Below are 21,497 nucleotides of genomic sequence, written 5' to 3'. Positions count from 1 at the left end.
GAAGGTGGCAGTAAAGCTCATGCCACGTTTCGGTCAGGTCAGGTTCTCCCAGTGGACGGTGCGGTCGCACCAGCGCCCGAGGAGTTCGCGGTCGTGGCCGACGGCGAGCAGGCCAGCGCCGGTGGTGGTCCGGTACTCCTCGACGACGGCGACGAGCGCGGCGGTGGTGGAGGCGTCGAGCATGGCGGTCATCTCGTCGCAGATGAGCCAGCGGGGGCGGAGCACGAGGGCGCGGGCGAGGCAGGCCCGTTGGAGCTGCCCGTCGCTGACTTCGTGCGGGCGTCGGCTCAGCAGGTCCGGCGTGAGCCCTACGGTCGACGCCAGTTCGGCGACCCGGTCCGGTGCCTCCGCTCGGCGCCCGTTGGCGCGCAGGGGTTCGGCGATCAGATCGGTGAGCCGCAGCCGGGGGTCCGCCGAGAGTCTGGGTTGCTGGAAGACGACGCCGAAGGCGGTGCGTTGCTCACGTGGGGCGCGGTGCCTCCAGTGGCGTACGGGTGCGCCTTCCAGGGTGAGCGTTCCGGCGTCGGGGCGGTGCAGCAGGGCGGCGACCCGGGCGAGGGTCGACTTGCCGCAGCCGCTGGGGCCGAGCAGTCCGACGGCCTCGCCGGGGTCGACGGTCAGGGAGACGTCCCGCACGACGGGAGCGCGCCGGTCGTATCCGGCGGTGATGGCGCTCAGGTCAAGCACGGATGTCCTCCGAGGTGGGTGTGACGGGCTGTGGGTCCTTCCGAAGAGGGTCCTCCCGAAGAGGGTCCTTCCGGAGGGAGTCCTCCCGGTGAGGGCTGCGGCCGTGCGGGTGGTGGCAGGCGATGCCGTCGGTCACCGGTGGCGGCGTGGCGCAGATGTCGGTGGCCCGGTCACAGCGGGCGGCGAAGGCACAGCCTGCGGGGAGGTCGGCGAGTTCGGGCGGCATGCCGGGGATCGGGGTGAAGGAGCGGTCGGGCAGGGCTTCGAGCAGGCCCCGGCTGTACGGGTGGCGTGGGCCGGGAGTGCCGAAGAACGTCGTGGCGTCGGTGAGTTCGACGATGCGGCCCGCGTACATGACGGCGACCCGGTCGGCGACGCGCTCGGCCGCAGAGAGGTCGTGGGTGATCACCAGCAGGGCCCGGCCGGTGGCGTCCTCGCCGTCCGAGGCGTCGACGTGACGGCGTAGTTCGTCGACCGTGCGGTCCACCAGGTCGCGGTCGAGGCCGGTGGTGGGTTCGTCGGCGAGCAGCAGGGGGGCGTCGCCGACGAGGGCGAGGGCGGTGGCGGCACGTTGGGCGAGGCCGCCGGAGAGTTCGTGCGGGTACCGGTCGAGGTGGTCCGCCGGGAACGCGGCTCGCTCGGCGGCCGCTTCGGCGGCGTCGCGCAGGGCCGCACGGCCCCGCACACCGGTGAGTGCAGCGACCGTCTCCTCCACCTGCGAACGGATCGTGCGTACGGGGGTGAGGTGCGCCGCCGGGCTCTGCGGGACGAGGCCGATCAGACGGCCTCGCACCGTGCGGGCGAGGGTGCGTTCGTCGGCGCCCAGCAGGTCGAGCGCGCCGAGCCGGGCCTCTCCCCTGGTCTGCGCGTTGGCGGGGAGCAGTCCGAGGAGGGCGGACGCCAGAACGGACTTCCCACAGCCGCTCTCCCCGATCAGGGCCAGACACTCACCGGCCCCGACGTCGAAGGACGCGTCGGTGACGGCGGCGACACGGCGTCCGCCGGGCATGAGGAAGCGTACGGAAAGCCCGCGCACGGAGAGCACGGCGGGCCGCCGGGCCACGGCGACGCTTCCGCCGACGACGGCGTCCGCTCCGCAGTGCCCTGCGCCGGTCCGGACGGCCCCAGCTGTACCGGGGCTGACACCGGTGCCCCCGTCAGGGGCCCCGGCACCGCCGACAAGCCTGGCAGTCCTGGCGTCAGGCCCGGCGATCCCGACGGCCTGAGCGTCGACTCCGGCACCCCCTGCCTCGGTTCCGGCGGCCCCGCCGACGACCCCTGCGATCTCGGCGTCGACGGCCGCGACTTGGGAAGCGGCTCCGGCCGTCCCGGCGTCGGCTCCGGCGCCCTCGGCGACGACATCGACGGTCACGGCGTCGGCGACCACGGCGTCGGCCCCGCCCACACCACCGACGGCCCGGTCACCGGCCTCGGTCGGCTCCGCGTCGGGTCCGGCAGTCACAGCATCAGCTCCGATCGGCGGCGGGGGTTGATCCGTTCGCGCCAGGCTCCGGCGAGGCCGGCGATGGCGAGGGTGGGGACGATCAGGAAGAGGCCGGGGAAGAGGGTCGGCCACCACTGGCCGGCGAGGAGGGAGCCCCGGGCGCTCTGGACGAGGGTGCCGAGGCTGGCCGTGTGGGTGGGCAGGCCGAGTCCGAGGAAGGACAGGGCGGACTCGTGCCACATGGCGTGCGGCACCATCAGTACGGCGGCGAGCGCGGCCTGGGGCAGCACGCCGGGCAGCAGATGCCGTACGGTCACCCGCCACCGGGAGGCGCCCCCGGACACGGCGGCGTCGATGTACGGCCGCGAGCGCAGGGACAGCACCTCGGCGCGCACGATGCGCGCGGTCGAGAGCCAGTGGGTGAGCGCGACCGAGACCACCACAGGCCAGACACCCGGCCGGAACATGGCCACGATGAAGATGCCGAGCAGCAGATGGGGCACCGACGAGACGGTGTCGACCAGCCGCATGACGAGGCGGTCGGGCCAACCGCCCAGCGCCCCTGCCGTGGCCCCGACGGCCGTGCCGATCACGGTCGCGGTGAGGGCGGCCGCGAGCCCGACGAGCAGGGAGACCCGCAGACCGTAGACACAGCGCAGCAGCAGATCGCGGCCGACGTCGTCGGTGCCGAACGGGTGGGCCCAGGAGGGCGGTTGCAGCTTGGCGGCCAGGTCGACGGCCTGCTGGTCGAGCTGGACCAGCGGGGGGACGAGCAGCACGGCGAGCACGGTCACCGCCACGAGCGCGGCGGAGGTGCGGAGCCGCAGGGTGTGGGTCGAGCGACGGTCCGTGCCCCGTGACCGCCACGCCGACTCGGGCGGTGTCCCGCCCGCCCTGTCGGCCGCCGTCCCGGAACCCGTCGCCCGGTCAGCCGCTTCCCCGGCGCCCGCCGCCTTGTCGGCCACTGTCGATTCAGCCATGGGAATCACCGTCACAGTTCACTGAGTTTCACCCTCGGGTCGATCAGGCCGTACAGGAGGTCCGCCAGCAAATTCCCGACGAGGACGGCGACGGTGGCGAGCGTGGTGAGGGCGGCGAGCAGCGGGAAGTCGACGGCGGTGGCCGCCTCCACCGTGGCCGCCGCGATGCCGGGCCAGCTGAAGACGCTCTCCACGAGCAGGGCGCCGGTGATGAGTTCGGGCACGCGGGAGCCGATCAGGGTGAGCACCGGCAGCAGTCCGGAGCGCAGCGCGTGGCCCAGGAGGACCGTGCCTTCGCTCAGGCCTCGGGCGCGGGCGCCGCGTACCGGGTCCTCCGCCAACGCGTCGCCCACGCCCTGCCGTACGTACAGGGTGAACCAGGGCAGTTGGGACACGGCGAGTACACCCGCCGGCAGGACGAGATGGCTCGCGACCTGCCCCGCCGTGACCACTTCGCTGGCGGTGTCCGTCAGACCGCCCGCCGGGAGCACGTCCAGTCGGAGGGCGAACAGCCAGATGGCGAGTAGGGCGATCCAGAAGACGGGGGCCGCCTCCAGGGCGTACGCGACGGAGGTGACGGCCCGGTCGAGCGGGCTCCCCGGGCGGCGTGCGGCGAGCACACCGAGCACGGTCCCCAGCAGTACGGCGACGGCGAACGCGACGGCGCACAGCAGCGTCGACCAGACGAGGCGTTCACCGATCACCTCGGCGACCGGCTGCCGCATCACAGTGGACCGGCCCAGGTCACCCGTGAGCGCGGAGGTCAGCCAGCGCCACCAGCGCACGGCGAAGGGCTCGTCCACGCCGAGGTTGGCCCGTAGCCGGTCCAGGGTCTCCTGGTCGGCGCCGAGGGCGGCGGTGCCCGCGTACGCCTTGACGGGGTCGAAGGGGGAGGCGGCGGCGATCGCGAACACGCCGAAGGTGACGACGAGGACGATGGGGACGGCGAACAGGGCCCGCCGTCCCGCCAGTCGTGCCATCGCTCCCCAGGGGAGTCGGGTCACTTCTTCGGCTGCCAGTCCTCGATGTTCCACCACGGTCCGCTGGCGAAGCCGTGCTCGTGCGGCTCGACCTGCGTGGTCAGCCCGTCCCAGCGGTCGGCCAGCACGTACACGTGATCGATGTGGGTGAGGAAGGTGTAGCCGGGGTCCTTCACCAGCTCGCGTTGGAGCGTGTCGTACGCCGTCTTGCGGGCGGCCTCGTCCTGGGTGCGGCGGCCGGTGTCGAGGGCCTGGTCCACGGCCGGGTTGTCGTAGCGGCCCATGTTGTTGAAGCCGTCGCCGGCGAGGGAGGAGTGCAGCATCGTGTAGAGGCCGTAGTCGGGGTCGCCGGTGCTGCCGAAGCCCGCGAGCACCGCGGTGTTCTTCATGCGCGGTTCGATGACCTCCCAGGTGGCGCTCTCCACCTTCACCTCGATGCCGGCCTTCTTGGCGTCGGAGGCGTAGGCCAGGGCGTGGTCCTGGCGGACTTTGTCGCCGGAGGGGTAGAGCAGGGTGAAGGCCGCCTTGCGGCCGTCCTTGGCCCGGATGCCGTCCGCGCCGGCCTTCCAGCCCGCCTCGTCGAGGATCCGCCCGGCCCTGCCGAGGTCCTGGGGGCGTTCGATGCCCCGGGCGAACCACGGGTCCTCGGTGGGCAGCGGCCCGTAGGCCGGGTGGCCCGCCCCGTCGAGGATCTTGTCCACCATGGCCTCGCGGTCCACGGCGGCGTCGAGCGCCTGTCGGATCGCCCGGTCGCCGGTGACCTCGTTCTCGGTGGGGAGGGTGACGGTGCGGTAGTCGTAGGACTCCGCCTGGTAGGTCCTGCGGGCGCCGTCGTCCTTGAAGGTCGCGGCGAGGTTGGGCGGCAGGACCGCGCCGTCGAGGTCGCCGGAGCGCAGCCGGGTGGCGCGTACGTCGTCGTCGTCGATGACCGCCATGGTGAACTTCTTCACCTTCGGCGCACCGCCCCAGTAGGTGGGGTTGGCCTTGAAGGTGAGTTTCTCGCCCTTGCTCCAGGCGGAGAGGACGTACGGGCCGGTGCCGACCGGCTCGGTGTTGAAGGACCCGGAGTTGGGGTCCTGCTCGCGGGCGATGTGCTCGGGGACGATCGGCAGGACCGTGCGGCCGGCGAAGGGCGCGTAGGGGTACTTGAGGGTGAAGACGACCTTGTCGTCGCCGTCCGCCCGCACCTCCTTGACGGCGTCCAGTTCGCTGCGGGCGGTGTTGTTGGTCTTCGCGTCCAGGACGGTCCGGTACGTGAAGACCACATCGGCTGAGGTCAGGGGCTCGCCGTCGCTGAACTCCACGCCCTCGCGCAAGGTGTAGGTGTAGGTACGGCCGCCGTCGGCGACCTCCGGCAGCGCTTTCGCCAGCGCGGGTCTCAGCTCCAGATCGGCGTCCCGGGCGAGGAGACCGTCGAAGATCTTGGAGTTGCCGTCCTTGCCGTAGCCGAGGAGCGGGCTGAGGGTCTCCGGCTCGGACGCCACCCCGATCACGACGGCCTCGGCGGAGTCACCGCCGTCCGCGCCACCGCCCGGCGCCGAGCACGCGGTGACCCCGAGGGCCACCGCCGCCGCGACGGCGGCGCCTCGTATCGGTCGGGACGTCATGAGCCTCACACCCTTACTGCAGAAAACACGCTGTTGCATGTTAGTCGCAGTAAGGGCTACCCCTGGCAGCCGGGCGTCAGTCCCCGCCGGTTCCGTCAGGTGGTGCCGCTCCGGCGGCCGCGTCGGAACCACCACACTCCGGCACCCAGGGCGAGGACGGCCGCGCCGATGCCCAGGGGGACGGCGAGGGGGAGTCCGTCGTCGCCGTCGGTGCTGTCCGCCGCGGACTCCGCCGACGGTGCGGAGGCCCGCGTGCTCGGCTCGGACGAGGACGCGGCCGTCGAGGGCTCCTCCGAAGGGCTCGGGGCCGGGCTCACGGGCTTCGCGCCGGGGGCGGCGGCCTTCAGGTCCAGGCTGGGCGCGGGGTGACCATGGCCATGACCGTGGTCGTCCTCGCCGGCGTCGTCCAGCTCGATCCAGCGGTCCACCCTGCCGTCGCTGTAGGACTGCAGCGTCTTGAAGACCAGGGACTTCGCATCGGGCAACTGCCGTACCGTGACGACGTACTCGGCGTCCGCCCCCACGGCGAGCTTCTCCCCCGAGACGGTGTAGCCCCGGCCGGTGGAGGCGAACTTCCAGCCGTCCGGTCCCTTCTCGTAGGTGATGTCGGCCGGGGCGATTCCCTCGGGCAGGATCACCTCCAGCTTGGTGATGCCGGCGGAGGAGGACTCCGACTCCGCGGAGAAGGTGAGTTCGACGTTCTGGTCGAGGGCTCGGGCGCCCTCCGCCTCGACCTCGGCGTGGGCCGCGGCCGGTGCCGCGATGGCGACGGTGACCGCGAACGCGACGGCGGTGAGGACGCCGAGACGGCGCGTACTGGGTGCCAGAGTCGGGCGGTGCACGGCTAACTCCCTTGTGACGGCGGTGTGAAGAGTGCATTCAAGCGCAGGGCGAGGACCCCGGCCAAGGGTGACCAGGGCACACCGGGAGACCGGTCGCACCGGTGAAGTCGTCGCACCCGGGCAAGGCCGCCCGTTGCCCCGACAGTGTGTGCCGGGTGTGACTGAGGGGGTGTGCGGCGGGGTGTGTGCTGTTCACCACCGCTTTCGCGCCCTCGTCCCGCGCTTGTCAGCGCCCTTGTACGGGCACTACTGTCACCACGCCTTGGTGAACGGGAAATCCGGTGTGATGCCGGTGCGGCCCTCGCCACTGTGATCGGGAAGTCCGGCTCCGGCCCTCGCGGGCAGCCACTGGGTCCTTGTGACCCGGGAAGGCGGAGCACGGGCGGTGGTACCCGTGAGCCAGGAGACCGGCCAAGGCGCGTCAACCATCCACGAGGTGCTGGAGAGGGTCTGCTGAGCCATGCACATAGCCGAGGGTTTCCTTCCCCCGGCGCACGCGATCGCCTGGGGCGTAGCGTCCGCGCCGTTCGTCGTCCACGGAGTACGGTCACTCACCCGTGAGGTCAGGGAGCATCCCGAGAGCACACTGCTGCTCGGCGCCTCGGGGGCCTTCACGTTCGTCCTGTCCGCGCTGAAGCTGCCGTCGGTCACCGGGAGTTGTTCCCACCCCACCGGCACCGGGCTGGGCGCCATCCTGTTCCGGCCGCCGATCATGGCGGTGCTCGGCACCATCACCCTGCTCTTCCAGGCGCTGCTGCTCGCGCACGGCGGCCTGACCACGCTCGGCGCCAACGTCTTCTCGATGGCGATCGCCGGACCCTGGGCCGGTTACGGCCTCTACCGGCTGCTGCGGCGGTTCGACGTGCCTCTGATGGTCACGGTGTTCTTCGGCGCGTTCGTCGCCGACCTGGTCACCTACTGCGTCACCAGCGTCCAGCTGGCGCTGGCGTTCCCCGACCCGAGCAGCGGCTTCCCGGGCGCGCTCGGCAAGTTCGGCTCCATCTTCGCCGTCACCCAGATCCCGCTCGCGGTGAGCGAGGGTCTGCTCACCGTGCTGGTGATGCGTCTGCTGGTGCAGTCGAGCAAGGGCGAACTGACCCGGCTCGGTGTGCTCCTGGCGGGAAAGCCGAACCGGACCGAGACCGATGCCGAGGCGGTGGCCCGATGAACCGGAACACGAGGATCAACGTCCTGCTGCTGCTCGTGGTGGCCGCGCTCGCCGTCCTGCCGCTGGCCCTCGGCCTCGGCGACCACAAGGAGGAGCCCTTCGCGGGCGCCGACGGCGAGGCGGAGACGGCGATCACCGAGATCGAGCCGGACTACGAGCCGTGGTTCTCCCCGCTGTACGAGCCGCCCTCCGGCGAGATCGAGTCCGCCCTGTTCGCCCTCCAGGCCGCGCTGGGCGCGGGCGTCCTCGCGTACTACTTCGGGTTGCACCGGGGGCGACGGCAGGGCGAGGCACGCGCACGGGCGGGGTGGAACAGCGCCGAGGACGGCGGCGCGAGCCCGGCGGCCCCGTCGGACACGAAAGCCCCGGGGGCCCCGTCCGCCTCCTCGACCGCCGCACCCCGGGCGAGTGACGGGACATCACCGGATGGCTCCGGAGAATCCACCGCCGGACGGGGCTGACCCCTCGTGCTGCCGATCGACGCGGCGGCGCACAGCAGCCGCTGGCGCCGCCGCCATCCCGTGGACAAGGCCGTGCTGGGGCTCGGCCTCACGTTGCTCGCGATCTCCCTGCCGCCGTGGCCCGGCTCCGCCCTGGTGCTGCTGACCGCGCTCGCCGTGCTGCTGGGCCCGGCGGGCGTACCCGGCCGCCGACTGTGGCGCGCCTACCGGGTGCCGTTGGGGTTCTGTGTCACGGGGGCGCTGCCCCTGCTCGTCCAGGTCGGCGGGCCCGACGGGTTCGTCACCCTGGCCGAGGGCGGTCCGGTCCGCGCCAGTGAGCTGCTGCTGCGCACCTCCGCCGCGTCCCTCGGCGTCCTCCTGTTCGCCTTCACCACCCCGATGTCCGACCTGCTGCCCCGTCTGGTCAAGGCCGGGGTGCCCGCGCCGGTCGTGGACGTCGCCCTGGTCACGTACCGCATGAGCTTCCTGCTGCTGGACTCCGTGCGCCGGATCCGGGAGGCACAGGCGGCCCGTCTCGGGCACACCACACGGGCCGCCGCCTGGCGTTCGCTCGCCGGTCTCGGCGCCACCGCGTTCGTGCGGGCCTTCGACCGGGCGGCGCGGCTGCAGACCGGGCTCGCAGGACGGGGGTACGACGGCGCCCTGCACGTTCTGGTGCCCGAGGCCCGGGTCTCCGCCCGCTTCACCGCGGCCAGCGTCGCGCTCCTCGCGGCCGTGGCCGCTCTCACCTTCGTCCTGGAAAGGCCGCTGACATGAGCGAGCCCGTGCTGGTCTCCCTGCGGGGCGCGTCCTTCGCGTACGAGGACGGCCCGGCCGTGCTCAGCGACCTCGACTTCGAAGTGCCCGAGGGTCGCGCGCTCGCCCTGCTGGGCCGCAACGGCAGCGGTAAGACCACGCTGATGCGGCTGCTCAGCGGCGGACTGCGGCCCCGCACCGGCGAGTTGACGGTGGAGGGGCAGCCGGTCAGGTACGACCGCAAGGGCCTGACCCGGCTGCGTACGACCGTGCAACTGGTCGTGCAGGACCCCGACGACCAGCTCTTCGCGGCGTCCGTCGCACAGGACGTGTCGTTCGGGCCGCTGAACCTCGGGCTGCCCGACGAGCGGGTGCGGGCCCGGGTGGACGAGGCGCTCGCCGCCCTCGACATCACCGCGCTCGCCGACCGGCCCACCCATCTGCTCTCCTTCGGCCAGCGCAAGCGGACCGCCATCGCCGGGGCCGTCGCGATGCGACCGCGTGTCCTGATCCTCGACGAGCCGACCGCCGGGCTCGACCCCGACGGCCAGGAACGGCTCCTCGCCACCCTGGACGAGCTGCGCCGGTCCGGCACCACCGTCGTGATGGCCACCCACGACGTGGACCTCGCCCTGCGGTGGGCCGACGACGCGGCACTGCTCACCCCGTCCGGTGCGCGCACCGGCCCCGTGGCCACCATGCTCGCCCGCACGGACCTCCTGCAACAGGCGGGGCTGCGGCTGCCGTGGGGGGTCGCGGTGACTCACCTCCTGCGGGGACGGGGTCTGTTGAGCGAGGAGGAGCTCGGCCCCCGCAGCCCGGACGAGTTGGCCGCCCTGGCAGGGGCGGACACCGAAGCGGGTCTGCGGCTGCCTCAGATCCGCAGGCCGTAGACACGGACGGCGGTGCCCGCGAAGACCTCCCGCTGCTCGGCCGCGCTCAGTCCGGACATCAACGCCTCGGCCGCGCCGAGGACTCCGGCATAGTCGGAGGCGAGCCGGCAGACCGGCCAGTCCGAGCCGTACATCAGCCGGTCGGGGCCGAAGGCGTCCAGCACGGTGTCGGCATACGGGACGAGATCCGCGACGCGCCAGGAGTGCCAGTCGGCCTCGGTGACCATGCCGGAGAGCTTGCACACCGTGTTCGGCAGAGCCGCCAGTCGCCGTATCTCCCCCGCCCACGGCTCCAGCTCGCCGGATGCGATGGGCGGCTTGGCCAGGTGGTCGACGACGAACGTGAGGTGGGGGAGCCGGGCCGCGGCCTCCACGGCGGCCGGGAGCTGGTGCGGCTTGACCAGCAGGTCGTAGACGAGCCCCGCGTCGGCAACGGCGGCCAGGCCGCGCAGTACGTCCGGGCGTGTCAGCCAGTGCGGGTCGGCTTCCCCCTGCACCTGGTGGCGGATGCCCACGAGATGCTCGCCGCCGGGGCCTTCGCGTAGCTTCGCCAGGGCGTCGGCGACGGCGGGAGAGGTGAGGTCGGTCCAGCCGACGACCCCGGCGACCACGTCACTGTCGGCGGCGAGGGCCAGGAACTCGGGGGTTTCCTCGGGCACGGTGATCGTCTGCACCAGGACCGTGGCGGTGACAGAGGCGAGGCGCGCCTCCGACTCCAGCTCGTGGAGCGTGAAGTCCCGGCGCAGCGGGGCGAGTTCGGGCCCGGTAATCCAGTCCTGGTCACGGACGGAGAGGTCCCAGACGTGATGGTGGGCGTCGACGGTCCAGGCGTCGGTGTCGTCCGTGCCGGTCACAGTTCCCACACCACGGGCAGTCCCGCGCCGGAGCCCCCGGCCGAGTAGTCGTGGACGACGTCCAGAAGGTCGGCCATACGGGCCTGCCAGGCGATGTTGACCGGAAGTTTCTCCAGTTCCGCGATCATCGCCGCGTAGTCCGTGACCTCCAGCAGATGGAAGAGGTCGGTGCCGCTGCGCCAGATCGTCCACTCGCTCACCCCGGCGGCGCGGATCGCGGTGGTCAGCTCCTCGGGGACCTCGCGGTGCGCGGCCTCGTACTCCTCGACGCGGTCGGCACGGACCTTGGTGTGCAGGGCGACTCTCACGACGGCTCCTCGGTGTGCGGAACGGGGGTGTTCGGGCTCAGCAGCCCCTCGGCGCGCAGTTCGTCCCAGAGGGCGGCCGGGAATCGGCGGCCGAGCAGGTCGACCGCGTCACGCACCTCCTCGGCGGAGCGCGCGCCCGTCAGCACGGCCGCCACCGCCGGATGGGCGGAGGGGAAGGCCAGGGCGGCGCCGCGCAGCGGTACCCCATGGCGTTCGGTGACGGCCTTCAACCGCAGGGCGTGGTCGAGCACGGGCTGCGGTACGGGGGCGTAGTCGTAGGTGACGCCGGGCTTGGGGTCGATCAGCAGGCCCGAGTTGAAGGCACCGCCGATCAGCACGCTCCGCCCCCGGGCGGCGGCTTCGGGCAGCAGCTCGTCCAGCCCCTCCTGTTCGAGGAGGGTGTAGCGGCCGGCCAGCAGCACCACGTCGATGTCGGTCTCCCGCAGGAAGCGGGCGGGTACGGCGCACTGGTTCATGCCGATGCCGATGGCTCCGACGACGCCCTCGTCGCGCAGACGTTCCAGCGCCGGGTATGCCTCGCGCAGGGCCTGCTCGACATGGTTGTCGGGGTCGTGGAGGAGGACGATGTCGACGCGGTCCAGGCCGAGCCGCTCCAGGCTGGACTCCAGGGAACGCAGGACGCCGTCGGCGGTGAAGTCCCAGACACGGCGGTGGGTCGCCGGGACCGCGAAGCCGTTCGCCAGGTCGTCGCCTGCGACGGTCTCGTTCTCCACCAGCAGTCGGCCGACCTTGGTGGAGATCGTGTACGACTCCCGGGGGCGGCCCCCGAGCGCGGCGCCCAGGCGGCGTTCGGACAGGCCCAGGCCGTAGTGGGGCGCCGTGTCGAAGGTGCGGATCCCGGCGTCCCAGGCCGCGTCGATCGCGGCGGCGGCCTCCTCGTCGGTCACCGGGCGGAAGAGGTTGCCGAGGGCGGCGGCGCCGTACGCCAGATCGGTGACGCGGACGTCGGTGCGGCCGAGGGTGCCGGTCCTCATGAGCCGACCGGGCGGAGCCGGAGCCCCTGCATACCGCCGTCGACGGCAAGGGCGGTGCCGGTGACGGAGGCCGCCGCGGGACTCGCCAGATAGGCGATCGCGGCGGCGACCTCGTCGGCGGTGACGAGGCGACCCAGGGGCTGGCGGGCGTTGAGAGCGGCACGCTCGGCCTGTGGATCGTCGGCGGCGTCAAGGAGACGCCCGACCCAGGGGGTGTCGGCGGTGCCGGGGTTGACGCAGTTGACGCGGACGCCCTCGCGGACGTGGTCGGCGGCCATGGCGAGGGTCAGCGAGAGGACGGCGCCCTTGCTGGCGGAGTAGAGGGCACGCTGGGGCAGGCCGGCGGTGGCGACGATGGAGCAGGTGTTGACGATCGCCGCGTGCGACGAGTGACGCAGGTGGGGCAGGGCGGCACGGCTGGTGCGCACCATGCCGAGGACGTTGACATCGAGGACCCGGTGCCACTGGGCATCGGAGTTGTCCTCGACGGTGCCCTGCGCGCCGATGCCGGCGTTGTTCACGAGGATGTCGAGGCCGCCGAGCCGTTCCACGGCCTCCGTCACGGCGGCCCGTACGGAGGCGTCGTCCGTGACATCGGCCTTGAGGGCGAGCAGCGGCGCGGTCGCTCCGGCGGGGTCGACGTCGAGTACGGCCACCGCGGCGCCCCGTGCGGCCAGCAGTCGGGCCGTCGCCAGCCCGATACCGGAGGCGCCACCGGTGACGATCGCCCTGAGCCCGGTCAGTTCACCTGTGGGTCCGCTCGGTTCACTTGTGGGTCCGCTCGGCTCATCTGTGGGTCCGCTCGGTTCACCTGTGAATCCGGTCATGCGACTTCCTCCCGTTCAGCGAGGTCGGCGGCCCAGAAGGCGCCGTCCGGGTAACGGTATTCGGCGAGGGACTCGGGGTGCATGGTGGCGGAGAAGCCGGGCGTCAGGGGGGCGGTGTAGTGGCCGTCGCGCATCACCACGGGCGCGGTGAAGTGTTCGTGGAGATGGTCGACGTACTCGATCACGCGGTTCTCGGTGGTGCCGGAGAGGGCCAGGTAGTCGAACATCGACAGGTGCTGCACCAGCTCGCACAGTCCCACTCCCCCGGCGTGCGGGCAGACCGGGACGCCGAACTTGGCGGCGAGCAGCAGGATCGCCAGGTTCTCGTTGACGCCGCCGACCCGGGCCGCGTCGATCTGCAGGAAGTCGAGGGCGCCGGCCTGGAGGAGCTGCTTGAAGACGACGCGGTTCTGCACGTGTTCGCCGGTGGCGACCTTCACGGGGGCGACTCCCCGGCGGACGGCGGCATGGCCGAGGACGTCGTCGGGGCTGGTGGGCTCCTCGATCCAGTACGGATCGAACTCGGCGAGCGCGTTGGTCCACTCGATCGCCTCGTCCACGTTCCACCGTTGGTTGGCGTCGATGGCGATGCGGATGCCGTCGCCGACGGCGGCCCGGGCGGTGCGCATCCGGCGCAGGTCGTCGTCGAGGTCGGCGCCGACCTTCAACTTGATCTGGGTGAAGCCGTCGGCGACGGCCTGCTCGGCCAGCCGGGTGAGCTTGTCGTCGGAGTAGCCGAGCCACCCCGGTGAGGTGGTGTAGCCGGGATAGCCGCGCTCCAGGAGGGTCGCCTCCCGCTCGGCCAGCCCCGCCCGGCCCTCGCGCAGCAGCCGCAGGGCGTCCTGGGGGGTGAGAGCGTCGGCGATGTAGCGGAAGTCGACCTGGGAGACCAGCCACTCCGGTGAGGCGTGGGCCAGCAGACGCCACAGCGGCTGCCCGGCCCGCTTGGCGGCCAGGTCCCACACGGCATTGACGACAGCGCCGATCGCCATGTGCATCACACCCTTCTCCGGACCGAGCCAGCGCAACTGGCTGTCACCGACCAGGTCACGGCTGACCGAACCGGGATCGGCACACACCTCCGCCACCGAACGGCCCACCAGATGGGGCCGCAAAGCTGTGATGGCGGCGACCTGGACGTCGTTGCCCCGACCGATGGTGAAGGTGAAACCGTGGCCCTCGAGGCCGTCGCCGGCGTCCGTGCGCAGCACCACATACGCGGCCGAGTAGTCGGGGTCCGGGTTCATCGCGTCGGAGCCGTCCAGCTCCCGCGAGGTGGGAAAGCGGATGTCATAGGTGTCGACCGCGGTGATCCGGCCGGGGATTGCAGTCACAACAGTGCCTTTCACGCTCGGCCGAAGGTCTGGCGCTGGCTCCCCAGCCCGTCGATGCCGAGTTCGACGGTGTCACCGGGGCGCAGGAAGGGGGTGCCGGGCAGCCCGAGGGCCACACCCGCGGGCGTACCGGTGTTGATCACGTCACCGGGCTCCAGGACCATGAACCGGCTCAGGTACGCCACGATGTGGTCGACCGGGAAGATCATGTCGCGGGTGTGACCGTCCTGCCGCTTCACACCATTGACACTCAGCCACAGCCCGAGATTCTGCGGATCGCCGACCTCGTCGGCGGTGACCAGCCAAGGGCCGAGCGGGTTGAAGGTCTCGCAGGACTTGCCCAGATCCCACTGCGAGGAGTACTCCAGCTGGAACTCACGCTCGGAGACGTCATGGCTGACCACATAGCCCGCGATCACCTCCCGCGCGGCGTCCGGTCCGTCGAGATAGCGCGCCCGGCGGCCGATCACGACCGCCAGTTCGACCTCCCAGTCGGTCTTCACCGAACCACGGGGGATCAGCACCTCGTCGTACGGGCCGACGACCGTACCCGGGTCCTTCATGAACACCACCGGACGCGGCGGGATCGGCGCGCCCGTCTCGGCGGCGTGGTCGCGGTAGTTCAGCCCGACACAGACGATCTTGCCCGGACGGGCGACAGGGGCACCAACCCGCAGGCCGACCGCGTCCAGGACAGGCAACCCGCCTGCCTCGACCGCCGCACGAGCCCGGCCCACTCCGCCCGAGACCAGAAAAGCGCCATCGATGTCCGAGACCACAGAGGACAAATCCAGCAGCCGGCCGTCGTCCATGCGGACAGCAGGCCGCTCCTCGCCGGCGGCACCGACGCGTAGCAGTTTCACCGGGGCAACTCCCTAGCCATGGAGGATGTCCTTCATTCATCGGAGGAATGGCGCACCGGCGACTTTAAGGCCAGTCCCCCAACCTGACAACGTATTCCTCGGATGTATTCGATCACCGAGAGCCTTCCCGCAGCCCACGGATCCGTCATATGCGACATCAGCCCATCGAGGTATCACGGATGCCCCGCGACCGGACTGTCGACTTCTCCGACAGTGACCTCTTGTCAACCCCGGCAATACCGTCGTACCGTCCTCGACGTCCGAGATACATCGGAGGAATCATCCTCACCCCTACGGTGAGGTAGTGGCCGTTCAAACTCACGTACTGGTGGGTGAGGCCGTCGCCGGGCTGCGTCGCCCCGAGGCGGGCACGATCTCGGTCGGCGGACGGCGTGTACGCGGGGGCAGCGTGCCGTCGGCGCCGTCCGTCGGTGTCGGGCTGGTGCCGGAGGACCGGCATCTGCAGGGCCTGGTCACCAACCGCAGTGTGGCGGAGCCAGCAGAAGGGCGTCGTCGCCCGTGCCCTGGCCACCGACCCGCAGGTGTTGGTGGCGATCCGGCCCACCAACGGGGTGGACGTCAAATCGAAGAAGTTCCTGCTGCGCCGGATCCGGCAGATCGCGGACGGTGGGAAGACGGCGCTGATCGTCTCCGACGAACTGGCCGATCTGAAGGTGTGCGACCGCCTCGTGGTGATGTTCCACGGGCGGGCCGTCGCCGAGTTCGACCGCGGCTGGAAGGACGAGCACGTGGTCGCCGCCATGGAGGGCGTGGCCGGCCGGACGGAAGCCTCCCCGGAACCACCTCCTCCGGCGCCTCCGGCGAGGTCGCGGGAAGCCCTACGTCCGACAGCGCGTCCGGCCCCGCCTCCGACACCACCTAAGAGCACGGAAGGCAGTCATGTCCGCCGCCGCATCATCTCGCGTCGCGCTTCGCCTCCGGCGAGAAGCAGCAGTAGGCACCGGGGGATGCCTCCTCGTGGCATTCACGGACGAGCGGTCACCCGGCGGGTCTCGTCGAGGCCCCCTCTGCGCGATCGAGGGCCGACCACGACGGCACCGGCCGCCACGGACGTCACATGCCGGTCGCGTCCACCACGTCACCGAGGTCGACGAACTGCCGAACTGCGGCTCGGGATGCCGGCGGACGGCTCGCTCTGAGCCGCCCCAGGGTGAGGTGGTCCCGCCTCCGCCCAGGGGCGGAGGCGGCCACGCGGCCGTCAGCCCTCGTCGCCCTCCAGGTCTCCCTCCGTCTCCAAATACACCTGCCGCAGCTCCTCCAGGACCGCCGGGTCGGGCTTCTCCCACATCCCCCGCGACTCCGCCTCCAGCAGTCGCTCGGCGATGCCGTGCAGGGCCCAGGGGTTGGCCTGCTGGAGGAACTCGCGGTTGGTCGGGTCCAGGACGTAGGTCTCGGTGAGCTTGTCGTACATCCAGTCGGCGACCACACCGGTGGTGGCGTCGTAGCCGAACAGGTAGTCCACGGTGGCGGCGAGTTCGAAGGCGCCCTTGTAGCCGTGGCGACGCATCGCCTCGATCCACTTGGGGTTGACCACGCGGGCCCGGAAGACCCTCGAGGTCTCCTCGACCAGCGTGCGGGTGCGGATTGTCTCGGGGCGGGTGGAGTCGCCGATGTACGCCTCGGGGGCCGTGCCGCGCAGGGCGCGGACCGTGGCCACCATGCCGCCGTGGTACTGGAAGTAGTCGTCGGAGTCGGCGATGTCGTGCTCGCGGGTGTCCGTGTTCTTGGCGGCGACCTCGATCCGCTTGTACGCGGTTTCCATCTCCTCGCGCGCCGGGCGCCCGTCGAGCTCACGGCCGTAGGCGTAGCCGCCCCACACCGTGTAGACCTCGGCGAGGTCGGCGTCGGTGCGCCAGTCGCGGGAGTCGATGAGCTGGAGCAGACCCGCGCCGTAGGTGCCGGGGCGGGAGCCGAAGATACGGGTGGTGGCCCGGCGTTCGTCGCCGTGCGAGGCGAGGTCCGCCTGGACGTGGGCACGGACGTGGTTGGCCTCGGCCGGTTCGTCCAGCGACGCGGCCAGGCGTACGGCGTCGTCGAGCAGTTGGATGGTGTGTGGGAAGGCGTCCCGGAAGAAGCCCGAGATCCGCAGGGTGACGTCGACGCGCGGGCGGCCCAGCTCCTCGTACGGGATGGCCTCCAGGCCGGTCACCCGGCGTGAGGCGTCGTCCCAGACCGGGCGGACGCCGAGCAGGGCCAGGGCCTCCGCCACGTCGTCGCCGGCGGTGCGCATCGCGCTCGTCCCCCACAGGGAGAGGCCGACGGACGTGGGCCACTCGCCGTTGTCGGCGCGGTAGCGCTCCAGCAGGGAGTCGGCGAGAGCCTGGCCCGTCTCCCAGGCGAGGCGGGACGGCACGGCCTTGGGGTCGACCGAGTAGAAGTTCCGGCCGGTCGGCAGGACGTTGACCAGGCCGCGCAGGGGTGAGCCCGAGGGTCCCGCCGGGACGAAGCCGCCGTTCAGTGCGTGGACGACGTGATGGAGTTCGAGGGTGGTGGCGCGCAGGCGCGGGACGACCTCACGGGCGGCGAACTCCAGGACGGCGGTGACCTGTTCGCCGTGCTCGTCGGGTACGGAGTCCGGGTCCCAGCCGAGGTCCTCCATCCGCTCGACCAGGGCGCGGGCCTTGGCCTCCGCCTCGTCGGCGGTGGTACGGGTCGCGGCGGACTCGTCGAGGCCGAGGGCCTCCCGCAGACCGGGCAGGGCCGTGGTGCCGCCCCAGATCTGGCGGGCGCGCAGGATGGCGAGGACGAGGTTGACGCGGTCGACGCCTCCCGGAGGAGCGCCCAGCACGTGCAGACCGTCGCGGATCTGGGCGTCCTTGACCTCGCAGAGCCAGCCGTCGACGTGCAGCAGGAAGTCGTCGAAGCCGTCGTCCTCCGGCCGGTCGTCCAGGCCCAGGTCGTGGTCGAGCCTGGCGGCCTGGATGAGGGTCCAGATCTGGGCGCGGATCGCCGGGAGCTTGGCCGGGTCCATGGAGGAGATCTGGGCGTACTCGTCGAGGAGTTGCTCCAGGCGCGCGATGTCGCCGTAGGAGTCGGCGCGGGCCATCGGCGGGACCAGGTGGTCGACGAGGGTGGCGTGGACGCGGCGCTTGGCCTGGGTGCCCTCGCCGGGGTCGTTGACCAGGAACGGGTAGATCAGGGGGAGGTCGCCGAGGGCTGCGTCGGGGCCACAGGCGGCCGACAGGCCCGCGTTCTTGCCCGGCAGCCACTCCAGGTTTCCGTGCTTGCCGAGGTGGATCATCGCGTCGGCTCCGAAGCCGCCGTCCTCGGCACGGGCGGCGATCCAGCGGTAGGCGGCCAGGTAGTGGTGGGAGGGCGGGAGATCCGGGTCGTGGTAGATCGCGATCGGGTTCTGGCCGAAGCCGCGCGGGGGCTGGATGAGAATCAGCAGGTTCCCGAAACGCAGGGCCGCGAGGACGATGTCGCCCTCGGGGTTGCGGCTGCGGTCGACGAACATCTCGCCGGGCGCCGGGCCCCAGTGCTCCTCCACGGACGTGCGCAGGTCCTCGGGGAGGGTGGCGTACCAGCGGCGGTAGTCGGCCGCCGGGATACGGACCGGGTTGCGGGCCAGCTGCTCCTCGGTGAGCCAGTCCTGGTCGTGGCCACCGGCTTCGATGAGCGCGCGGATCAGCTCGTCGCCGTCGCCGGAGGCGAGGCCGGGGACGTCGGCGCCACCGAAGTCGTAGCCCTCGTCGCGCAGTCGGCGCAGCAGTGCGACGGCGCTGGCGGGCGTGTCCAGGCCGACCGCGTTGCCGATGCGGGAGTGCTTGGTCGGGTAGGCGGACAGCACGAGCGCCAGGCGCTTGTCGGCGGCCGGGATGTGACGAAGTCGCGCGTGACGCACGGCGATCCCGGCGACCCGGGCGGCGCGCTCGGGGTCGGCGACGTAGGCCGGAAGGCCGTCCTCGTCGATCTCCTTGAAGGAGAACGGGACGGTGATCAGACGGCCGTCGAACTCGGGCACGGCGATCTGGCTGGCCGCGTCGAGCGGGGAGACGCCCTCGTCGTTCTCCTCCCAAGCGGCGCGCGAACCGGTCAGGCACAGGGCCTGGAGGATCGGCACGTCGAGACCGGTGAGGGCCCCCGCGTCCCAGGACTCGTCGTCGCCGCCGGCGGAGGCCGTGGCGGGCTTCGTGCCGCCCGCCGCGAGAACGGTGGTGACGATGGCGTCGGCGGCGCGGAGTTCCTCGATCAGCTCGGGCTCGGGAGCGCGCAGGGACGCCACGTACAGCGGGAGTGCGCGGGCTCCGGTGTCCTCGATCGCCTCGCACAGGGCGTCCACGAAGGCGGTGTTGCCGCTCATGTGGTGGGCCCGGTAGTAGAGCACGGCGACGGTCGGGCCGTCGGTGCCCGCGCGCGGGGTGCGCTCCAGCGGGCCCCAGGACGGGGCGGGCGCGGGCGCGTCGAAGCCGTGCCCGGTGAGCAGGACGGTGTCGGAGAGGAAGCGGGCCAGCTGCTCCAGGTTGGCGGGGCCGCCGTGGGCGAGATAGGCGTGGGCCTCGGCGGCGATGCCGACCGGGACCGTGGAGGCGGCCATCAGCTGGGCGTCCGGGGCCTGTTCACCGGTGAGGACGACGACCGGGCGGCCGTCGGCGAGCAGCAGGTCGAGGCCGTCCTGCCAGGCCCGGATGCCACCGAGGAGGCGTACGACGACCAGCTCGACGCCGTCGAGGAGAGCGGGGAGGTCGTCCAGTGCGAGGCGGGAGGGGTTGGCGAAGCGGTACGGGACCGGGCCGGCGGCCGCGCGGGCGCTGAGCAGGTCGGTGTCGGACGTCGACAGGAGCAGGATACGGGGCTGCGCGGAGCGCTCCCCGGGCGATGGCTGCATGCGGCGGCTGGCCTTCCTCGGGGTCCGCGCCCCGGGCGGTGTCGGATCGTTGAATCTCCCCTGCTCGGGCGGGGCCGAGCGGTACGGGGAAGGGAGTTCCTGACTCGCCCGACCCTCCAGGGACGGGCTCACAGTGGCGGGACCGCGCCGGACTCACACCGGGCTTCCTCCCCTGTCGCCGTGGTGGCGTCGATGGACCGGATGATCCACCAAGCAGCATAGTAAGGGTCGCCTCAAAAAGAGGGTCGCCGCAAAAGGGCGGAGGATACGTCCGGGGTGCCGATGGGTATGCTCGCCGCCATGCCCACGCCTCCCCTGCGCTCATCTTCCCAGGCCACAGCGGTCACACGGGACCGTGGCGACGCCTGCCCGGGGACGCTGCGGCTGCACGCGGCGGACGACGGGGCGCTGGCGCGGGTCCGGGTACCGGGCGGTGTGCTGACCGTCCGGCAGGCCGAGGCTCTCGCGGAGACGGCACTACGGCTCGGCGATGGTGATCTTCACCTCACCTCTCGCGGCAATGTGCAGTTGCGGGGCCTGGCCGACGGCTGCGGGGCCGCGCTGGCCGAGTCGCTGGACGCGGCCGGGCTGCTCCCCTCCGCCGGGCACGAGCGGGTGCGCAACATCGTCGCCTCTCCGCTGTCCGGTCTCGACGGGCGGGGCCTGCGGGACGTACGGCCCTGGCTGTCGGCCCTCGACACGGCGCTGTGTGCGAGCGAGGCGGCCCGGGAGCTGTCCGGCCGCTTCCTGTTCGCGCTCGACGACGGGCGGGGCGATGTGGCGGGACTCGACGCCGATGTGACCGTCCGGGCGGCCGGGCGCGGCCGGGCGGCGCTGCTCCTGGGAACGGCTGAGGAAACCCTGTTGCTCCCGGGGGACGCCGCACCCCGTGCCGCGCTCACGGCAGCCGAGGCCTTTCTGCGGACGGCGCGGGAGAGCGGGGCCCGGGTCTGGCGGGTGACCGAACTGCCGCTCCAGGACGAGCTGCTCCACCGGGTCCGCGACCGTCTGGCCGCCGCCGGGATCGACGCGGTGGGCCGGGCCCGTACGGAGACCGGGAGGCCCCCGGCCGGGGGGCCGCCCCTCGGAGCCGTCTGCGACGCCCTGTCCGTACACGCCCCACTCGGTCGCCTCACCGCCCTTCAGTGGCGGGAGTTGACCGCACTCGCGTCCACCACCGCCCGTCGTGAACTGCGGCTGACCCCCTGGCGCGGAGTCGTGATCCCGGTGCCGGGCCTGAGCGAGGAGCGGGCGGCCGACGCGCTCGCCCGGCTCTCCATGACCGGCCTCGTCACCGATCCCGCCTCCCCCTGGCTCCGCGTAGGGGCCTGCGTCGGGCGGCCCGGGTGCGCCAAGTCCCTTGCGGACGTACGGGCGGACGCGACCGCGAGCCTCGACGCGGCCGGGCACACGGGTGGCCTCCCCCTGTACTGGTCCGGATGCGAGCGCCGCTGCGGGCACCCCCGGGGCGAACGCGTCGACGTGGTGGCCGTGCCGGGCGGCGGCTACGAACTCTCCCGCACCACCCCGGGACAGGCCCCACGCACCGCGTCGATGGCCGGCACCGGCCAACTCGCCACCGCCCTCGCAGAGATAACCCCCTAGTCCCACGCAGCACACGCAGCACACGAAGACCACGAACGGCACGAACAGCAAGAACAGCAACGAAC

Annotated in this window: 18 protein-coding genes, 1 pseudogene and 2 riboswitches; of the genes and pseudogenes, 6 read left to right on the top strand and 13 right to left on the bottom strand. The window is 72.2% G+C overall.

Annotated features, from left to right (window positions below):
* Positions 1 to 33: 33 nt before the first annotated feature.
* The 6 genes from ACFY9I_RS30810 to ACFY9I_RS30785 form a co-directional block, all read right to left on the bottom strand.
* Positions 34 to 687 carry an ATP-binding cassette domain-containing protein gene (locus ACFY9I_RS30810; protein ID WP_391007507.1) on the bottom strand — a complete coding sequence of 218 codons (654 nt, stop codon included), beginning with the start codon at positions 685 to 687 and terminating at the stop codon, positions 34 to 36.
* Positions 680 to 1,696 carry an oligopeptide/dipeptide ABC transporter ATP-binding protein gene (locus ACFY9I_RS30805; RefSeq protein WP_391007572.1) on the bottom strand — a complete coding sequence of 339 codons (1,017 nt, stop codon included), beginning with the start codon at positions 1,694 to 1,696 and terminating at the stop codon, positions 680 to 682. Before ACFY9I_RS30805 ends, ACFY9I_RS30810 begins: the two co-directional genes overlap by 8 nt.
* A gap of 449 nt (positions 1,697 to 2,145) precedes the next feature.
* Positions 2,146 to 3,111: an ABC transporter permease subunit gene (locus ACFY9I_RS30800; protein ID WP_391007506.1), complete on the bottom strand. Its 966-nt coding sequence runs from the start codon at positions 3,109 to 3,111 to the stop codon at positions 2,146 to 2,148.
* A gap of 11 nt (positions 3,112 to 3,122) precedes the next feature.
* Positions 3,123 to 4,091: an ABC transporter permease subunit gene (locus ACFY9I_RS30795; protein WP_391007504.1), complete on the bottom strand. Its 969-nt coding sequence runs from the start codon at positions 4,089 to 4,091 to the stop codon at positions 3,123 to 3,125.
* Positions 4,092 to 4,111: 20 nt separating this feature from the next.
* Positions 4,112 to 5,698, bottom strand: a complete 1,587-nt coding sequence (locus tag ACFY9I_RS30790) for an ABC transporter substrate-binding protein (protein WP_391007502.1) — start codon at positions 5,696 to 5,698, stop codon at positions 4,112 to 4,114.
* Between the two features lie 95 nt (positions 5,699 to 5,793).
* Positions 5,794 to 6,540, bottom strand: coding sequence for a DUF1775 domain-containing protein (locus ACFY9I_RS30785; protein WP_391007500.1), 747 nt, complete (start codon positions 6,538 to 6,540; stop codon positions 5,794 to 5,796).
* 246 nt (positions 6,541 to 6,786) lie between these two features.
* Positions 6,787 to 6,971, top strand: a riboswitch (cobalamin riboswitch).
* A gap of 29 nt (positions 6,972 to 7,000) precedes the next feature.
* On the opposite strand from ACFY9I_RS30785, the gene ACFY9I_RS30780 reads away from it, so the two are divergent.
* From ACFY9I_RS30780 to ACFY9I_RS30765, 4 genes are read left to right on the top strand one after another with little or no spacing between them, the layout of a single operon-like run.
* Complete coding sequence (locus ACFY9I_RS30780; protein WP_391007498.1) at positions 7,001 to 7,708, top strand: energy-coupling factor ABC transporter permease; 708 nt, start codon at positions 7,001 to 7,003, stop codon at positions 7,706 to 7,708.
* Entirely contained in the window at positions 7,705 to 8,169 is a 465-nt protein-coding gene (locus ACFY9I_RS30775; RefSeq protein ID WP_391007496.1) for an energy-coupling factor ABC transporter substrate-binding protein, read from the top strand. The genes ACFY9I_RS30780 and ACFY9I_RS30775 overlap by 4 nt, the downstream gene beginning before the upstream one ends.
* 6 nt (positions 8,170 to 8,175) lie before the next feature.
* Positions 8,176 to 8,925 (top strand): cobalt ECF transporter T component CbiQ, encoded by a 750-nt coding sequence (gene cbiQ / locus ACFY9I_RS30770; RefSeq protein WP_391007494.1) that lies wholly within the window; start codon positions 8,176 to 8,178, stop codon positions 8,923 to 8,925.
* Complete coding sequence (locus ACFY9I_RS30765; RefSeq protein WP_391007492.1) at positions 8,922 to 9,797, top strand: ATP-binding cassette domain-containing protein; 876 nt, start codon at positions 8,922 to 8,924, stop codon at positions 9,795 to 9,797. Before cbiQ ends, ACFY9I_RS30765 begins: the two co-directional genes overlap by 4 nt.
* Here the strand turns inward: ACFY9I_RS30765 and ACFY9I_RS30760 are convergent.
* From ACFY9I_RS30760 to ACFY9I_RS30735, 6 genes are read right to left on the bottom strand one after another with little or no spacing between them, the layout of a single operon-like run.
* Complete coding sequence (locus tag ACFY9I_RS30760) at positions 9,779 to 10,651, bottom strand: amidohydrolase family protein (RefSeq protein ID WP_391007490.1); 873 nt, start codon at positions 10,649 to 10,651, stop codon at positions 9,779 to 9,781. The two genes, ACFY9I_RS30765 and ACFY9I_RS30760, sit on opposite strands and share 19 nt — an antisense overlap.
* The gene (locus tag ACFY9I_RS30755; protein ID WP_391007488.1) at positions 10,648 to 10,959 is read right to left on the bottom strand and encodes an L-rhamnose mutarotase; all 312 of its coding nucleotides are present in this window, start codon (positions 10,957 to 10,959) and stop codon (positions 10,648 to 10,650) included. Before ACFY9I_RS30755 ends, ACFY9I_RS30760 begins: the two co-directional genes overlap by 4 nt.
* Entirely contained in the window at positions 10,956 to 11,954 is a 999-nt protein-coding gene (locus ACFY9I_RS30750) for an aldo/keto reductase (protein ID WP_391007486.1), read from the bottom strand. Before ACFY9I_RS30750 ends, ACFY9I_RS30755 begins: the two co-directional genes overlap by 4 nt.
* On the bottom strand, positions 11,951 to 12,781 hold the full coding sequence (locus ACFY9I_RS30745; RefSeq protein WP_391007484.1) for an SDR family oxidoreductase: 831 nt from the start codon (positions 12,779 to 12,781) through the stop codon (positions 11,951 to 11,953). Before ACFY9I_RS30745 ends, ACFY9I_RS30750 begins: the two co-directional genes overlap by 4 nt.
* Complete coding sequence (locus tag ACFY9I_RS30740; RefSeq protein ID WP_391007483.1) at positions 12,778 to 14,115, bottom strand: enolase C-terminal domain-like protein; 1,338 nt, start codon at positions 14,113 to 14,115, stop codon at positions 12,778 to 12,780. Before ACFY9I_RS30740 ends, ACFY9I_RS30745 begins: the two co-directional genes overlap by 4 nt.
* A gap of 11 nt (positions 14,116 to 14,126) precedes the next feature.
* The gene (locus ACFY9I_RS30735; protein ID WP_391007481.1) at positions 14,127 to 14,978 is read right to left on the bottom strand and encodes a fumarylacetoacetate hydrolase family protein; all 852 of its coding nucleotides are present in this window, start codon (positions 14,976 to 14,978) and stop codon (positions 14,127 to 14,129) included.
* 295 nt (positions 14,979 to 15,273) lie between these two features.
* On the opposite strand from ACFY9I_RS30735, the pseudogene ACFY9I_RS30730 reads away from it, so the two are divergent.
* Positions 15,274 to 15,760: pseudogene (locus ACFY9I_RS30730) on the top strand (sugar ABC transporter ATP-binding protein); the annotation flags it as partial.
* 437 nt (positions 15,761 to 16,197) lie between these two features.
* Here the strand turns inward: ACFY9I_RS30730 and cobN are convergent.
* A complete protein-coding gene (gene cobN / locus ACFY9I_RS30725) occupies positions 16,198 to 19,827 on the bottom strand; it encodes a cobaltochelatase subunit CobN (RefSeq protein ID WP_391007479.1) in 3,630 nt (1,209 codons plus the stop codon).
* A 93-nt stretch (positions 19,828 to 19,920) separates the two neighbouring features.
* A riboswitch (cobalamin riboswitch) is annotated at positions 19,921 to 19,997 on the bottom strand.
* Positions 19,998 to 20,115: 118 nt separating this feature from the next.
* Between cobN and cobG the strand changes: the two genes are divergently transcribed.
* A complete protein-coding gene (gene cobG / locus ACFY9I_RS30720) occupies positions 20,116 to 21,432 on the top strand; it encodes a precorrin-3B synthase (RefSeq protein ID WP_391007570.1) in 1,317 nt (438 codons plus the stop codon).
* Positions 21,433 to 21,497: the final 65 nt, after the last annotated feature.

The sequence above is a fragment of the Streptomyces sp. NPDC012510 genome (genome assembly GCF_042955065.1).
In the GTDB taxonomy this organism is placed as follows: domain Bacteria; phylum Actinomycetota; class Actinomycetes; order Streptomycetales; family Streptomycetaceae; genus Streptomyces.
This window is presented reverse-complemented; position numbering and strand designations above follow the sequence as displayed.

Bases quoted from the DNA above. Each gene is read 5' to 3' on its own strand.
- ACFY9I_RS30805 (WP_391007572.1), bottom strand. From the start codon at position 1,696: ATGCCCGGCGGACGCCGTGTCGCCGCCGTCACCGACGCGTCCTTCGAC.
- ACFY9I_RS30800 (WP_391007506.1), bottom strand. From the start codon at position 3,111: ATGGCTGAATCGACAGTGGCCGACAAGGCGGCGGGCGCCGGGGAAGCG.
- ACFY9I_RS30795 (WP_391007504.1), bottom strand. From the start codon at position 4,091: ATGGCACGACTGGCGGGACGGCGGGCCCTGTTCGCCGTCCCCATCGTC.
- ACFY9I_RS30790 (WP_391007502.1), bottom strand. From the start codon at position 5,698: ATGACGTCCCGACCGATACGAGGCGCCGCCGTCGCGGCGGCGGTGGCC.
- ACFY9I_RS30780 (WP_391007498.1), top strand. From the start codon at position 7,001: ATGCACATAGCCGAGGGTTTCCTTCCCCCGGCGCACGCGATCGCCTGG.
- ACFY9I_RS30775 (WP_391007496.1), top strand. From the start codon at position 7,705: ATGAACCGGAACACGAGGATCAACGTCCTGCTGCTGCTCGTGGTGGCC.
- ACFY9I_RS30765 (WP_391007492.1), top strand. From the start codon at position 8,922: ATGAGCGAGCCCGTGCTGGTCTCCCTGCGGGGCGCGTCCTTCGCGTAC.
- ACFY9I_RS30750 (WP_391007486.1), bottom strand. From the start codon at position 11,954: ATGAGGACCGGCACCCTCGGCCGCACCGACGTCCGCGTCACCGATCTG.
- ACFY9I_RS30745 (WP_391007484.1), bottom strand. From the start codon at position 12,781: ATGACCGGATTCACAGGTGAACCGAGCGGACCCACAGATGAGCCGAGC.
- cobN (WP_391007479.1), bottom strand. From the start codon at position 19,827: ATGCAGCCATCGCCCGGGGAGCGCTCCGCGCAGCCCCGTATCCTGCTC.
- cobG (WP_391007570.1), top strand. From the start codon at position 20,116: ATGCTCGCCGCCATGCCCACGCCTCCCCTGCGCTCATCTTCCCAGGCC.